Source organism: Achromobacter sp. 77 (genome assembly GCF_020541125.1).
In the GTDB taxonomy this organism is placed as follows: domain Bacteria; phylum Pseudomonadota; class Gammaproteobacteria; order Burkholderiales; family Burkholderiaceae_B; genus Achromobacter; species Achromobacter mucicolens.
Window position 1 is genome coordinate 2,027,349 of record NZ_CP059848.1, and the last position, 14,168, is coordinate 2,041,516.

Here is a 14,168-nt window from a genome sequence, read left to right on the forward strand (position 1 = left end):
GTTGAGGGCGAATTAATAGAAAGACATTGGTGAAATCCCTTACAATTTGCTAACACTGTTTGTGGGGAAGCATCAATGAGCGTTATGTGTTTGGCTTGCCAACGCATTAATCCAGGCCTTGCCGGTGTTGCGCCGCATTCGCACCTGGGACATCAAGGATTTACCAACCCAACGCAGAAGGGCCGGGAGGAAAGCCGCGAAGACCACTTCCGCTGCCTGAATTGCGGCGCGAAATGGCTGCGCGAGACCGACAAGTGGGGCGTGGACCTGGGCTTCAAGCTCGCGCCCTGACCGGATCCGCCGGCAACTCGTACGACACGGGCCCCTTTATGGGGCCCGTTGCTTTTGGTTGCAGGCGTGGGCATTCCCCGCACGATGGCGCTTGAAGCTCAGGCGGGAGCGCCGGCCGCCATGACGTCAGGATCCAGGCTGGCGGTTTCCAGCAGCCATTGGCGGAAACACGCCAGGGCGTAGTGGTCGCGCCGCTGCGCGGGCGCGCAGAGGTGGTAGCCGCGGTCGATACGGATGGCCAGTTCCGGGAAGGGGGCGGCGACGCGGCCGGCCTGCAGTTCGTCTCGTACGAGGCAGCGTTGCAACACAGCGATGCCCATGTCGGCCATGACCGCACGGATCAGGATCGATACCTGATCGAACCCGTTCGACAACGTGACGCTGGCGCGAGGCACGCCGGCCGCGGCGAACCATTGGGCCCAATTTTCCCGGCCGTTGGTGTGATACAGCAGGGGCTCGCCCAACAAGCCCTGCGGCGTGCTCCACAGGCCCTTGGCCTGGCGTGCCGCCAGCCGCCCCGGGTGGCAGATCACCACCATTTCGCGGCCGATGACGTAGTCCGCGTGCCAGCCCGGCCACTGGTCCGGCGTGCCCGACAGAATGCTCGCATCCGGCGTGGCGCCGGAGAAGTCTTCGTTGCGGCGGTAGGCGGAGAAGCCGAGTTGGATGTCCGGGTGACGCTGGTGGAAGTCCGGCAGACGCGGCACGAGCCACGCGCTGGCCAGCGTGGGCACCGAGGATAGGGTCAGGCGCAGCCGGCGGTCATCAGCACGCAATTCCGTGCTGAGCGCTTCGATCGCATGCAGGGGCGCCTGTGCGCCGTCGTACAGCTTGCGGCCGGTCTCGGTCAGCGTGAGGCCGTGGGCATTGCGGTGCATGAGCGGCTGGCCGAAGTGCGCCTCCAGGCGGGAGATGGCGCGGCTGATGGCGCCCTGGGTCACGCACAGCACCTCTGCTGCCTGGGTGAAGCTGCCCAGCCTGGCCGCGGTCACGAAGGCATGCAGCTCGGACATCGAGGGCGAATGCAGGCGCATCTAGCATGACCTTTGGTAATGAAGGAGTGCAATATAGTCGTTTGAAAGGGGATCGTAAAGTTTGGACACTGGCGGCCTTCAGCACGACAACCCAGGAGTCGCCTTATGTCCCGCCGTCTTTTTGGCCGGTCCGCGCGCTTTGCGCTCGCCGGCATGTTTGCCACGTTGTCCTTTGCCGGCATGTCGCATGCCGCCGACTACCCTGCGCGTCCGATCAAGCTGGTGGTGCCGTTTGCCGCGGGCGGGTCGACCGACATCGTGGCGCGGCTTGTGGCCGAGTACGCGGGCCGCGACCTGAAGCAGACCATCGTCGTCGAGAACAAGGCGGGCGCCGGCGGATCGCTGGGCATGGAACAGGTGGCGCGGTCCACGCCGGACGGCTATACGATCGGCATGGCGACCATGAGCACGCACGGGTCGAATCCGGCGGTGTTCCGCAAGATGAACTACGACCCGGTCAAGGATTTCGTGCCGGTGGCCAATGTGCTGGCCGTGCCCAGCATCTTCGCGATCAACCCCAATGTCCCGGCCAAGAACATGGCCGAATTCGTCGCGCTGGCCAAGGGCGCGCCCGAACGCTACAGCTTCGCGTCGCCGGGCGTGGGATCGCTGGGGCACGTGAACATCGAGAATTTCATGATGCTGTCCGGCATCAAGCTGCTGCACGTGCCGTACCGTGGCGCGGGGCCGGCGCTGAACGACGTGATGGGCGGGCAGGTGGACGCGATCACGGACAACCTGTCGTCAACGCTGCCGCAGGTGCTGGGCGGCAAGCTGCGTCCGCTGGCGGTGCTGGGCGCCGAGCGCTCGCCGCTGCTGCCCGACGTGCCCACCTACATCGAGCTGGGCTATCCCGACATGGGCACCGGCGGCTGGTTCGGCCTGGTCGCGCCGGCGGGCACGCCGCAGGCCGTGGTGGAGCGTCTGAACAAGGCCGTCCGCGCTGCGATGGAAGATCCGGAATTCCGCAAGAAGGCCGAAGACGTGGGTGGTACGCTGATGCCCACGACGCCGCAAGAATTCCAGGTGCAGATCGACCAGGCCCTGGCCCGCTACGCAAAAGTGGCCAAGACCGCCAACATCCAGGCTGATTGAACGATGACGACCGCCGACTTCCCCGCTGTTTCCGTGCATGAACCCACCGGGCCCGCGTTGCCGCTGGTCTGTGATTCGCCGCATAGCGGCGAGCGCTATCCCGATGATTTCGGCGCCTCGGCCACGCTGGCGCAATTGCGCCAGGGCGAGGACACGCACGTGGACGCGTTGTGGTCGGCGGCGCCCGCGCTGGGCGCCACGCTGGTCGCGGCCAATTTTCCGCGCGTCTACATCGACCCGAACCGCACGTTGCAGGATCTGGATCCGGAGCTGTTGGCCGAGCCCTGGCCCGAGCCGCTGGACCCCGGCGAAAAGACGCGCCTGGGCAAGGGCCTGATCTGGCGCCGGATGGACAAGGCCACGCCGATCTACGACCGCAAGCTGACGCTGTCGCAGGTGCGGCATCGCATCCAGGCGTACTACGAGCCTTATCACGCGGCCTTGGCTACGGCGATCCGGCACGTCCACGAGCGCTTCGGCGCGGTATGGCACCTGAATCTGCATTCGATGCCGAACGACGCCTACGAGCGGCTGGGACGCCAGAGCGAACATCCGCTTGCCGACTTTGTGCTGGGCGACCGCGACGGCACGACGTGCGAGCCGGAGTTCATTGCGCTCATCGAGACGGCGCTGCGCGACAAGGGCTACACGGTGGCGCGCAACGACCCGTACAAGGGCGTGCAGCTCATCGCGCAGATTGGCCAGCCCGCGCTGAACCGGCACAGTCTGCAGGTGGAGATCCGCCGCCCGCTCTACATGGACGAAGCCACGCGGGAACGCAACGCGGGTTTTGACGCGTTGCGCGCGGATCTGTCGCATGTGCTGGAACAGGTGGCGGCCTATGTGCGCGTGCGCGCGCAAGCGGTCACGTCGACAAAATAGAGTCGTTTGAATAACCGGCGCGCAGGGCGGAATCCCGCGCCGGTCCCGGCTTAAGTTTTCTTGGGGCAAGCCGTTGTGAACGTGTCGGCGCGCCCGATCGATCGCGCCCAAGGAAACCGCAATGTCCGAGAAGATCATCGATGGATTTTCAGTGGTCGCCTATGCGACCCAGCCCGAGGGGCGCATCCCCGCGCGCGCGTTTCTGGAGACGCGGCGCCTGCCCGTGAAAGCCGCCGAAGCGCCTGCGCCTGCCGATGGCGCCGAGCCCGGCGCCGAAGCGGCTGCGCCCGAGCCGGAAAGCCAGGCCTTCGAGATATTCCTTTCGCGGCGCTTTCGCAGCACGATCGAGGCCATGTCGGCGGCGCGCAATGCGCTGGATCGCGTGAAGTCCGTGGATGCGGACGGCGTGCCGGACCCGTTGCCCGAGTAGGCTGCCGTCAGGCGGGTCAGGTCAGGGTGCTGCGCATGAGGATGTCGATCAGCGCGCGGGTGGGTTTGCCCGGCGCCGGGGCCGAGATGACGATGAATTCCACCGGCGGCAGCGCGGGCAGGTTGGCCGCGCCCGCGGGCGCCGACAGGCCGGCGGTGGACAGGTGCGAGGGTTGGACGGTGATGCCCAATCCTGCGCGCGCGGCCGCCTGGCAGCCTGCGTAGCTGGTGCTGGTGCAGACGATTTGCCAGCTGCGTCCGGCGCGCGCCAGCGCGTCCAGCGTCAGCGTGCGTGTGACGCTGGGCTCGCGCAGCAGGATCAGCGGAAGCGGTTCATCGGACACGATCCGCAAGCCTTCCTTGGCGCGCCACAGCAGCGCCTCTTTGTGCAGCGTCTGGCCGCGGCGGTCGCCGCGCCGGCGCTTGCCGATCATCACATCGAGGCGGTTGTCGTCCAGCAGCTTGTAGAGCTCGCTGGTGACGCCGATGGTCAGGTCCAGCTCCACTTCGGGATGCGCAAGCCGGAACGCCGCCAGGACGTCGGGCAGGGGACCCATCGCCAGATCGTCCGAGGTGCCGAGCCGGATCCGGCCGCGCAGCCGTGGCGCATCGAACAGGCGTTCGGCTTTTTCGTGGGCGGCCAGGATGATTTCGGCATGCACGAGCAGGCTGCGGCCATCGCTGGTCAGGGCGAGCGAATGCGTGTCGCGCTGGAACAGCCGGCGATTCACGGCCGATTCGAGTTGCCGGATGTGTTCGCTGACGGTGGGCTGGGTCAGGCCCAGCCGGCGCGCGGCCTCGGTGAAGCTTGGCGCGCCGGCGGCGGCCGCGAAGGTCTTGAGCCACAGGGGATTGAGCATGGGCGCGGTCTGGTCATAGGAAATGCCGATGACAGTTAAAGTACCCAGTGGCCTTCACGATGGCAAGGGGCGCGCCTATAGTGGGCGCATTTTCTTCGACACGTCCCTGCCATGCGCCGCTTTCTGCCCGACCAATTCACGCTCATCCTGATCGCCACCGTGGCGTTCGCCAGCTTTTTCCCGGCGGTGGGCAAGGGCGCGACGTTCATGATGGTGGCCAGCAACGTGGCGATTTCGCTGCTGTTCTTCCTGCACGGAGCGCGGCTGTCCACGGACGCCATCGTGTCCGGCGTGAAGGACGTGCGCTTGCACGGGCTGATCCTGGCCTGCACCTTCCTGCTGTTTCCCGCCTTGGGTCTGGGCCTGCGCGCCCTGTTTCCCGGGCTGCTGACGCCGTCGCTGTGGCTGGGCGTGCTGTTCGTCTGCACGCTGTCTTCCACCGTGCAGTCCTCGATTGCCTTTACCTCGATGGCGCGGGGCAATGTGCCGGGTGCAATCTGCGCGGCGACGGCCTCCAACCTGTTGGGTACCGTGCTGACGCCGCTGCTGGTGGCCGTTTTGCTTCACCGCCAGGGCGGCGGGCATGGGCTGGCCGACGCCGGCCGCATCCTGCTGCAGCTGTTGCTGCCGTTTGCGGTGGGCAGCCTGCTGCGGCCGTGGATCGGGGCGTGGGCGCTGCGCAACAGCCGCACGCTGTCCAAGGTCGACCGCAGCTCGATCCTGCTGGCCGTCTACACCGCGTTCAGCGAAGCCGTCGCGCAAGGCATCTGGCACGCGTTTCCGGCCATCGACCTGGCCACGATGGTGCTGGTGAACGCCTTGCTGCTGGGATCGGTGCTGGTGATCACGACGTGGGGCAGCCGCAAGCTGGGGATGACCAAGGAGAACGAGATCACGCTGGTCTTTTGCGGATCGAAGAAGTCGCTGGCGTCGGGCATTCCGCTTGCGACGGTGCTGTTTGGCACGTCGCAGATGGGCGTGGTGGTGTTGCCGCTGATGATCTTTCACCAGATGCAGCTGATGGTTTGCGCGGTGCTGGCGCGGCGCTATGCCGAGCGCGAGGAACCGGCGGCGGCGGTGCCGGCCCGGGCGTAACGCCCCGCGCGGCGCGCCGCCTGGCGATGGGATCAGGCGGCTGCGTCCAGCGGCTGGATCTTGCCGGCGGGCTGCCAGAAGACGCCGCCGTCGCGCTCGGTGACGGCCAGCGCGGTCAGGCGTCCGTTCTTGCAGGGCCCGCCCACGCAAACGCCCGTGTCGGGCTGGTAGGTGGCGCCATGGCGGGCGCACATGATGAGGTCGCCCGCGCGGGTGAAGAAGCTGCCTTCCCAATCGAGTTCCACGCCGATGTGGGCGCAGCGGTTCAGGTAGCCGTGCACCTGATCCTGGTAGCGCACGAAGAAGGCGGTGGTGCGGCCCGCGCCATCGGTCACGGGCACCTTCACGCCCAGGCCGCCGTTGACCAGGTCGCCGGCGGCGCAGACGAGCACTTCGGGAAGGGTGGGAGAATCCTGCATGGGAGGCCTGGCTATCAAAGGGTGCGATGTTCGGACAGGGGGCGCGGCTTGTCAATCCGCGGGCGCGGACCGTGCGCTCTCCTGCTGGCGGGTCCACATGCCGGCGTAGATGCCGCCTTGGGCGAGCAGTTGCGGATGACGGCCGCGCTCGACGATGCGGCCGTCTGCCAGCACGATGATCTCGTCCGCGTCGGCCACCGTGGACAGGCGGTGCGCAATGATCAGCGTACTGCGGCCCTGGCTGACCTCGCGCAGGTTGGCCTGGATCTCGCGTTCGGTATGGGTGTCCAGGGCGCTGGTGGCTTCGTCGAACAGGAAGATGGCCGGATTCTTGAGGATGGTGCGGGCAATCGCGACGCGTTGCTTTTCGCCGCCTGACAGCTTCAGGCCGCGCTCGCCCACCAGGGTGTCGTAGCCGTCCGGCATGGTCAGGATGAGGTCCTGAATGTGCGCCAGGCGCGCGGCGGCCTCGATTTCCGCTTCCGTGGCGCCGGGCCGCCCGTAGCCGATGTTGTAGCGGATGGTGTCGTTGAACAGCACGGTGTCCTGCGGCACGACGCCAATCGCGGCGCGCACGCTGGCCTGCGTGACGTCGCGCACGTCCTGGCCGTCGATCAGGATGGCGCCGCTGTCTGCGTCATAGAAGCGGAACAGCAGGCGCGCGATCGTGGACTTGCCGGCGCCCGAGGTGCCGACCACGGCCACTGTTTTGCCGGCGGGAATGGAAAAGCTGACGCCCTTCAGGATGGCGCGGCGCGGGTCGTAGCCGAAATGCACGTCGCGGAATTCGACGGCGCCGCCCGAGACCTGCAGCGGCGTGGCGCCCGGGCGGTCGGCCACTTCGCGGTCCTGGCCCAGCAGCTCGAACATGCGCTCCATGTCGATCAGCGCCTGCTTGATTTCGCGGTAGATGAAGCCGAAGAAACTAAGCGGCGTGTAGAGCTGCAACAGATAGGTGTTGACCAGCACGAAGTCGCCCAGCGTGTAGCGGCCCTCGGCGATGCCGTTGGCCGCCATCCACATCACGAGCGTCAGCCCCACGGAGATGATGGCGGCCTGGCCCACGTTCAGGATCGACAGGCTGACCTGGCTGCGCACGGCGGCGCGTTCGTAGCGGGTGAGCGACGCGTCGTAGCGCCGGGCCTCGTGCTCTTCGTTGCCGAAATACTTGACCGTTTCGTAGTTCAGCAGGCTTTCGATGGCCTTGGTGTTGGCCTCGGAGTCGGTTTCGTTCATCTGGCGCCGGAACTTGGTGCGCCATTCGGTCACAGCCAGGGTGTAGGCCATGTAGAGGACGACCGTGGCGCCCGTGGCCAGCGCCAGCCAGCCGTCGAACATCTTCCACAGCACGACGCAGACGAGGCTGATTTCGAAGAACGTGGGCAGGATGTTGAACAGCAGGAACGACAGCAGCGTCTGGATGCCCTTGGTGCCGCGTTCGATGGCGCGGTTCAGCCCGCCGGTCTGGCGCGCCAGGTGAAAGCGCAGCGCCAGGCTGTGCAGGTGACGGAAGATCTGCAGGCCGACGGAACGGATCGCATGCTGGCCGACCCGCGCGAAGATCGCGTCGCGCAGTTCGGAGAACAGCAGCGACAGAACGCGCGCGGTGCCGTAGGCCAGGATCAGCCCGAGCGGCACGGTCACCGTGCCGGGCGCGCCCTTGCCCAGCTCGTCCACCGCCTGCTTGTACAACAGGGGCACGTAGACGGTCGCGGCCTTGGCGGCGAACAGGCACAGCAGTGCCGCCACCACGCGCAGCTTCAGGCCGGTCTTGCCGGGCGGCCACAGGTAGGGAAAGAGGGTGCGAAGCGTGGCAAGACCGCCGCCCTTGCCGGGCCGCGTTTCAGGAGGATTCATGGGTCGGGATGCCGTGGTTGAGGCGGGCTCCACCAGGGGAGTTAAGCCGTTTGCAGGGCATTATGGGGCACCAGCGGTACTATTTGAGGCATAACCCCTGGGCACGGGTGCACCTTAACCGGGGGCGTCAAGGCGGTATCGCGACACGGGCGCAGCGCGTCGGGCCCGTTTCTTTCTCTTCCAACCGGGGGGCCGGCCGCCTGCTCCCCTGGTTACGCGACCGGGCGCGTTTTCGCCGCGCCGCGGTGGCGTTGCATGCTATGGAGGGTCTTATGGCGAAGGTACCCGCAGTGAAATTGAACGACGGAGGCAAGATTCCGCAGTTGGGCCTGGGCGTGTGGCAGGTGCCGGATGATCAGGCGGCCTCCAGCGTGAAGGAAGCGCTGGCGGCAGGTTACCGGTCGGTGGATACGGCAGCCATCTATGGCAATGAGGCGGGCGTGGGTGTGGGACTGCGGTCAGCCGGCGTGGCGCGCAAGGACCTGTTCATCACGACCAAGCTGTGGAACGACAGGCATGGCTACGACGACGCGCACAAGGCGATGGACGAAAGCCTGGAGAAGCTGGGCCTGGCGTACGTGGACCTGTACCTGATTCACTGGCCGGTGGCCGGCAGCGAGAAGTTCCTGGACGCCTGGCGGGCCATGATCGAGATGAAGGAAGATGGCCGCGCGCGATCGATCGGCGTGTCGAACTTCACGCAAGCGAATCTGGAACGCCTGATCGACGCGTCGGGCGTCACGCCCGCCGTCAACCAGATCGAGCTGCACCCCGGATTCACGCAGACCGCGCTGCGGGCCTTCCATGCCCGGCATGGCATCGTGACCGAATCCTGGAGCCCGCTTGCGCAGGGCAACATCACGAAGGAAAAGGTGATCCTGGATCTGGCGCAAAAGCACGGCAAGTCGCCGGCCCAGGTGACGCTGCGCTGGCATCTGCAGCACGACCTGGTCGTGATCCCGAAGTCCATCACGCCGGCGCGGATCCGCGAAAACATCGACGTCTTCGACTTCGAACTGTCGCCGGCCGAGATGGCGGCCATCGACGGCATCAAGGAAGGCCCGCGGCTGGGGCCGGACCCCGAGAAGTTCGCGTAACGAGCGGCGCGGGCACGGCGGGCGCGGCGAGCGGGGCCGCGCGGCCGTCCTGGACCGCCCGATTGCGCCGGCAAGCGGTCGGCTAGTGATCGAGCGGGAAAACCCAGTAGCGCAGGATCACCACGAGCAGAATGGTGAGGGCGGTCCATGACGCCCAGTGCCACGCGCCGGTGCCCAGTAGGGCGGCCAGCAGGCCGAAGATGCTGAGGGCGCCCAGCAGGATCGGCATGCCCCACACGAACAGGAAGCCGCGGCCGCCTTTGCCTTTGAACTGGCTCATGCGGGCGTCCTTTGCGGGGCGGCGGCTGCCTGGTGTTTCTTGATGAGGTCGTTGATGCGCGCTTCGGTGGCGCGGCGGCGGGCCAGCCACAGGTACAGGCCGCTGACCAGCACCACGATGGTGACCAGGTCGAGCAGCGCCCAGATGATCTTGAGCGGCAGGCCGCCGTAATCACCGAAATGCAGCGGCCGCGAGACTTCCAGCGCGGTCAGGTACCACGGCATCCGCGCGACCGTCGTCAGTTCGCCGGTCCGGCCGTCGATCAGTACGGGCGTATTCAGCTTGGACGTCAGCGGCGTGTCGCCGCGCATCCAGGCGATGAAGTGTTGCGGGCTGCCGAAGGCGTTGCCGGGGAATGAAATGAACGAAACCTCGTTGCCGGGCATGGCCTTGCGCGCGGTGTCTGCTGCCAGTTGCGCCGATGCCAGTTGCGTGGGAATGGGCTGGCCCTTGTAGGGTTCCAGGACGCGAGGCAGTTCGGTGGACTGCCATAGCCGGAAGAGCGGCGTGGACAGTTCGTTGACGACGCCGGTGACGCCCACCACGAACGCCCAGACCAGCGTGACGATGCCCAGCAGGTTGTGCAGGTCCAGCCACTTCAGGCGTGTCGAGCGCGTGGCGCGCACGGTGCCGAATTCCAGCTTCTTCATGAAGGGGCCGTACAGCACGACGCCCGACACGATGGCCACGCAGAACAAGAGGCCCATGAAGCCCAGGAACAGCTCGCCCGCCAGCCCCGCGAAAAGGTCCACATGCAGCGCCAGCATGACGCCCATGAACGAAAACTTGTCTTCGGTGTAGAGCGGGCCGTCGAGCAACACATCGCCCGTGCGCGCGTCCATGCGGATGGCGTGCCCCGAGGCCTGCCCGTCGCCCGGCGTCTTGGCCATGCCGACGAAGACCTGCGGTTCGTCGGGGTCGAAGAAGAGGTAGTCGACGACCTCGTTCGGGTACATCTCGCGGGCGTTCGCGACAAGCTTGTCGAGGTTGGCGGGCGGCGTGCCGGCAGGCACCTCCGATAGCGGCTTGGCATCGTCCAGCCAGTGCTCGATCTCGTGATGGAACACGAGCGGCAGGCCGGTGAGACAGATGATCAGCAAGAAGATCGTGCAGACCAGGCTGGTCCATTTATGGACCAGATACCAGGTTTTGATGGTGGACGCGGCGGTCATGGTGACGGCGGGGAAGCGGCCAGGCGCAACCCCTCAAGAACGGAACGGGAAAGGAGGAAACATTATCACGAACAAGAGCGATTCTCGTAACGCTATTTGACCCTTCCGGCGTCCGGGCTGGCCGTGGGGACAGAGCAAAGCGGGTTAAAAAGAAGGGTCAGATTTTTCCTTGCGGCATACCCGAAGCATCATGGAGCAGCGTTTTCTCAAGGTCCCGCGCAATGAAGCCGGCCGCGATTTTGCGGTGGGCGACGTGCACGGCCATTTTTCGCGTCTGCAACAGGCGCTGGATGAACTGGGGTTCGACCCAGCCTTCGATCGGCTTTTTTCCGTGGGCGACCTAGTCGACCGCGGGCCCGAGAACGAGGCCGCGCTGGACTGGCTGGAAAAGCCGTGGTTTTACGCGGTGCAAGGCAATCACGAGGACTACGCGATTCGCCATGTGCGCACCGGGCAAGTGGACGTGAAGAACTGGCGCGGTTACGGCGGTGGCTGGTTTCTGGATTTGCCTGCCGAGCGGCAAGCGGTGTTTGCCGAGGCCTTTACCCGGCTGCCCATTGCCATCGAGGTGGAAACGTCGTCGGGCGCGGTCGGACTGCTGCATGCCGACTGCCCGGTGCTGTTCTGGCCCCGGCTGGAGTCCGCGTTGCAGGACCGCTACAAACGCACCAGCGCGGCGTGCCAGTGGTCGCGCGACCGCCTGCGCCAGATGGACCGCACCGGCATCCTGGGCGTCAGGGCGGTGGTGGCGGGGCATACCCCGGTGGCATCGCCGCTTGCGCTGGGCAATGTGTATCACATCGACACCGAAGGCTGGAACGCCGGCTACTTCACCTTTTTGAATCTGGAATCCCTGCAGGCGTGGCCGCGCGAGGTCGTGACCGAGGCTGCGGCCGCCGAGTAGCGGGGGCCGGTCTCAAAAGAAAAACGGGCGCCGAGGCGCCCGTTTTGCGTGATGCGCGGCGCTTAAAGCGGCCGGGCGGTTACCGTGCCGGGGCTGGTGACGGCGCTGGCGCTTACGCCGGCCGAGTCGGCCGGCGCAACCGCGGCAGGCAGGGCCGGCGGCTGCACGCCGCCTGCGGCGGGCATAGCCTGCGCCTGCGGGCCGGGCGCGGCGTCCGCGCGCGGCACCGGGATCGGCATCAACGGCGGTTGGATCGGACTGTCTTGCGGGGCTGCGGCGCCGCCCGGGGGCAGCGGCTTGACCGAGGTGTCGACGCCGTCCGTCGAGCGGTTGTTGTTCAGGAAATCGGTGAGCGCGTCGCCGGAAGACAGGTCCAGCGAGGCCACTGCCTGGCCGGGCGGGAATTCGGAGAAGTAGTACTCGCCGTTGTCCACCAGCAGGCCATCGGGACGGGGCGCCGGCTTGGCCTGCGGCACGTCCTTGAGCACGGGCTGCATGTAGTCCAGCCAGGTGGACAGCGCCAGGCCGCTGCCGAACTCGTTGGTGCCCAGCGACTTGGGCTGGTCAAAGCCCATCCACACGGTGGTGGCCAGGGTCTGCGTGAAGCCCGAGAACCAGACGTCGACCGCGTCGTTGGTGGTGCCGGTCTTGCCGCCGATGTCGTTGCGCTTGAGCACCTGATGCGCGCGGGCGGCGGTGCCGTTGACGGTGACGTCCCGCAGGATGTCGTCCATGACCCAGGCGGTGCGTGGGTCGATGGCGCGCGCCTGCGCATCGCCGGCCACGACGGGCTGCGCCTTCATCAGCACGTTGCCGGAGCGGTCCGTGACGTGGTCGATGAGGTAGGGCGTCACGCGATAGCCGCCGTTGGCGAACACGCTGTAGCCATTGACGACTTGCAGCGGCGTGGCGCCGCCCGCGCCCAGGGCGAGCGGCAGCACGGCCGGCCAGCGCGACTTGTCGAAGCCGAAGCGCGTCAGATAATCCTGCGCATACTGCGGAGAGATCGCCTGCAGGATGCGGATGGACACCATGTTCTTGGACCGCATGAGGCCCTGACGCAGGGTCAGCATGGGTTCGTACTTGTTGCCGTCGTTCTTGGGCTGCCAGGCCTTCGAGCCCGTCTGCTCGGCGGTCAGCATGAAGGGCTGGTCGGAAATCTGCGTGGCGGGCGTGAGGCCCCGTTCCAGCGCGGCCGCGTAGACGAACGGCTTGATGTTCGAACCGGGCTGGCGCCAGGCCTGCGTGACGCGGTTGAAGTGGCCGCGATTGAAGTCAAAGCCGCCGATCATCGCGCGGATGGCGCCATCCTGCGGCACCATCGATACCAGCGCGGCCTGCAGCGCCGGCATGTTGATGATTTCCCAGTTGTCGCCGTTCTTGTGGATGTAGACGACGGAACCGCGGCGGATGCGCTGGGTGTCGCTGGCCTTGGGATTGAGCGCGCGGGCGACAACCGCCAAGGCCTTCTTGTCCGAGATCGTGATGATGTCGCGTCCGCTGCGCGCCACGGTGACTTCGGTGGGGCTGGCGGCCAGCACGACGGCGGCGAGCAGGTCTTCGCTGTCGGGCGACTTTTCCTGCACGCCATCCAGGACCTCGTCGAGCGCCTGCGGGTCCTTTTCCACGCCGTCGGGCAGGTCGACCTGGTCTTCCGGCCCCGGATAGACGGCGCGGCGCGTGTAATCGATGATGCCGTCGCGCACGGCGCGGTAGGCGGCTTCCTGCGCCTTGGAATCGATCGTGGTGTAGACGTCGATGCCCTGCGAATACGTGTTTTCCTGGAAGACGCCGTACATCAGCTGGCGGGCCAGCTCGGCGGGATAGTCGCCATGCACCGCGAAGCCACGTGCGCTGCTGCCGTCCGAGCCGCGGATCGTGAGGCGCTGGTTCAGGGCCTCTTCGGTCTGCTCCGGCGTCAGGTAGCCCAGCGTCTTCATGCGGCCCAGCACGTAATGCTGGCGGATTTCCGCGCGCGGGAAGTTGGTGATGGGGTTAAAGCGCGAGGGCGCCTTGGGAATGCCGGCCAGCATGGCGGCTTCGGCCGGCGTGACTTCCGACAGCGGCTTGCCGAAGTACGTGCGCGAAGCGGCCGCGAAACCATAGGCGCGATGGCCCAGGTAGATCTGGTTCATGTAGAGCTCGAGGATCTGGTCCTTGGTGAGCTCGGATTCGATCTTGAACGTCAGCAGCAGTTCGTAGAACTTGCGCGAGTAGGTTTTCTCCGACGACAGATAGAAGTTGCGCGCGACCTGCATCGTGATCGTGCTGCCGCCCTGGGACTTGGAGCCCTTGACGATGTTGGTCAGCACGGCGCGCGCAACGCCCATCCAGTCGACGCCGCCGTGGCTGTAGAACCGGTCGTCCTCGGCCGCCAGCACGGCTTGGCGCATCACCGGAGGAATCTCATCGAAACGCAGCACGTTGCGGTGTTCTTCGCCGTACTCGCCGATCAAGACCTTGTCCGCGGTATAGACGCGCAACGGCACGCGTGGCCGGTAGTCGGTCATCGCGTGCAGGTCGGGCAGGCTGGGCCACGCCAGGGCCAGCGCGAGGCCGAGCAGGATGGCGCCGCACACGGCTGCGCCGGCGGCTGCGATGCCCGCTTTGACCAGGAGAGGTTTCCAGGGGAGGCCCGATTTGCCGCCCGGGTTGGCGGAGGATTGCTGGGGGGTGCTCATTGCAGGCGATTCTAGGTCAGAACGCTATAGACCGCCCAGGGCGCAATAAGGTTTCGGTAACGAAATCTGCCC

14 protein-coding genes are annotated in these 14,168 nt (G+C 66.5%); 7 read left to right on the plus strand and 7 right to left on the minus strand.

What is annotated here, in order from left to right:
* The first annotated feature begins 75 nt into the window (after positions 1-75).
* On the plus strand, positions 76-291 hold the full coding sequence (locus H4P35_RS27265; RefSeq protein WP_006388022.1) for a hypothetical protein: 216 nt from the start codon (positions 76-78) through the stop codon (positions 289-291).
* A gap of 98 nt (positions 292-389) precedes the next feature.
* Here the strand turns inward: H4P35_RS27265 and H4P35_RS09320 are convergent, their stop codons facing one another.
* On the minus strand, positions 390-1,325 hold the full coding sequence (locus H4P35_RS09320) for a LysR substrate-binding domain-containing protein (protein WP_062841869.1): 936 nt from the start codon (positions 1,323-1,325) through the stop codon (positions 390-392).
* 105 nt (positions 1,326-1,430) lie between these two features.
* On the opposite strand from H4P35_RS09320, the gene H4P35_RS09325 reads away from it, so the two are divergent.
* The 3 genes from H4P35_RS09325 to H4P35_RS09335 all read left to right on the plus strand — a co-directional run bounded on the left by H4P35_RS09325 (position 1,431) and on the right by H4P35_RS09335 (position 3,732).
* Entirely contained in the window at positions 1,431-2,420 is a 990-nt protein-coding gene (locus H4P35_RS09325; RefSeq protein ID WP_056315942.1) for a tripartite tricarboxylate transporter substrate binding protein, read from the plus strand.
* Between the two features lie 3 nt (positions 2,421-2,423).
* Positions 2,424-3,302 carry an N-formylglutamate amidohydrolase gene (locus H4P35_RS09330; RefSeq protein WP_180100266.1) on the plus strand — a complete coding sequence of 293 codons (879 nt, stop codon included), beginning with the start codon at positions 2,424-2,426 and terminating at the stop codon, positions 3,300-3,302.
* 121 nt (positions 3,303-3,423) lie between these two features.
* A complete protein-coding gene (locus tag H4P35_RS09335; protein WP_226848721.1) occupies positions 3,424-3,732 on the plus strand; it encodes a hypothetical protein in 309 nt (102 codons plus the stop codon).
* 16 nt (positions 3,733-3,748) lie between these two features.
* Here H4P35_RS09335 and H4P35_RS09340 read toward each other — a convergent pair whose 3' ends face one another.
* Positions 3,749-4,591 (minus strand): LysR family transcriptional regulator, encoded by an 843-nt coding sequence (locus tag H4P35_RS09340; protein ID WP_062841866.1) that lies wholly within the window; start codon positions 4,589-4,591, stop codon positions 3,749-3,751.
* 111 nt (positions 4,592-4,702) lie between these two features.
* Between H4P35_RS09340 and H4P35_RS09345 the strand changes: the two genes are divergently transcribed.
* Positions 4,703-5,686 (plus strand): bile acid:sodium symporter family protein, encoded by a 984-nt coding sequence (locus H4P35_RS09345; protein WP_056315950.1) that lies wholly within the window; start codon positions 4,703-4,705, stop codon positions 5,684-5,686.
* Between the two features lie 32 nt (positions 5,687-5,718).
* On the opposite strand, the gene H4P35_RS09350 is transcribed toward H4P35_RS09345, so the two are convergent.
* Entirely contained in the window at positions 5,719-6,105 is a 387-nt protein-coding gene (locus H4P35_RS09350; RefSeq protein ID WP_226848722.1) for a Rieske 2Fe-2S domain-containing protein, read from the minus strand.
* A gap of 51 nt (positions 6,106-6,156) precedes the next feature.
* Entirely contained in the window at positions 6,157-7,962 is a 1,806-nt protein-coding gene (locus tag H4P35_RS09355; RefSeq protein ID WP_226848723.1) for an ABC transporter ATP-binding protein/permease, read from the minus strand.
* A gap of 272 nt (positions 7,963-8,234) precedes the next feature.
* On the opposite strand from H4P35_RS09355, the gene H4P35_RS09360 reads away from it, so the two are divergent.
* Complete coding sequence (locus H4P35_RS09360) at positions 8,235-9,059, plus strand: aldo/keto reductase (protein WP_128827993.1); 825 nt, start codon at positions 8,235-8,237, stop codon at positions 9,057-9,059.
* 82 nt (positions 9,060-9,141) lie between these two features.
* Here the strand turns inward: H4P35_RS09360 and H4P35_RS09365 are convergent, their stop codons facing one another.
* Both H4P35_RS09365 and H4P35_RS09370 read right to left on the minus strand, forming a co-directional pair.
* Positions 9,142-9,339, minus strand: coding sequence for a hypothetical protein (locus tag H4P35_RS09365; RefSeq protein WP_056315961.1), 198 nt, complete (start codon positions 9,337-9,339; stop codon positions 9,142-9,144).
* A complete protein-coding gene (locus H4P35_RS09370) occupies positions 9,336-10,511 on the minus strand; it encodes a PepSY domain-containing protein (RefSeq protein WP_152383981.1) in 1,176 nt (391 codons plus the stop codon). The genes H4P35_RS09365 and H4P35_RS09370 overlap by 4 nt, the downstream gene beginning before the upstream one ends.
* Positions 10,512-10,701: 190 nt before the next feature.
* Between H4P35_RS09370 and H4P35_RS09375 the strand changes: the two genes are divergently transcribed.
* Positions 10,702-11,415: a metallophosphoesterase gene (locus H4P35_RS09375; RefSeq protein WP_152383982.1), complete on the plus strand. Its 714-nt coding sequence runs from the start codon at positions 10,702-10,704 to the stop codon at positions 11,413-11,415.
* Positions 11,416-11,477: 62 nt separating this feature from the next.
* Here H4P35_RS09375 and H4P35_RS09380 read toward each other — a convergent pair whose 3' ends face one another.
* A complete protein-coding gene (locus H4P35_RS09380; protein ID WP_180100257.1) occupies positions 11,478-14,096 on the minus strand; it encodes a penicillin-binding protein 1A in 2,619 nt (872 codons plus the stop codon).
* Between the last annotated feature and the right edge of the window lie 72 nt (positions 14,097-14,168).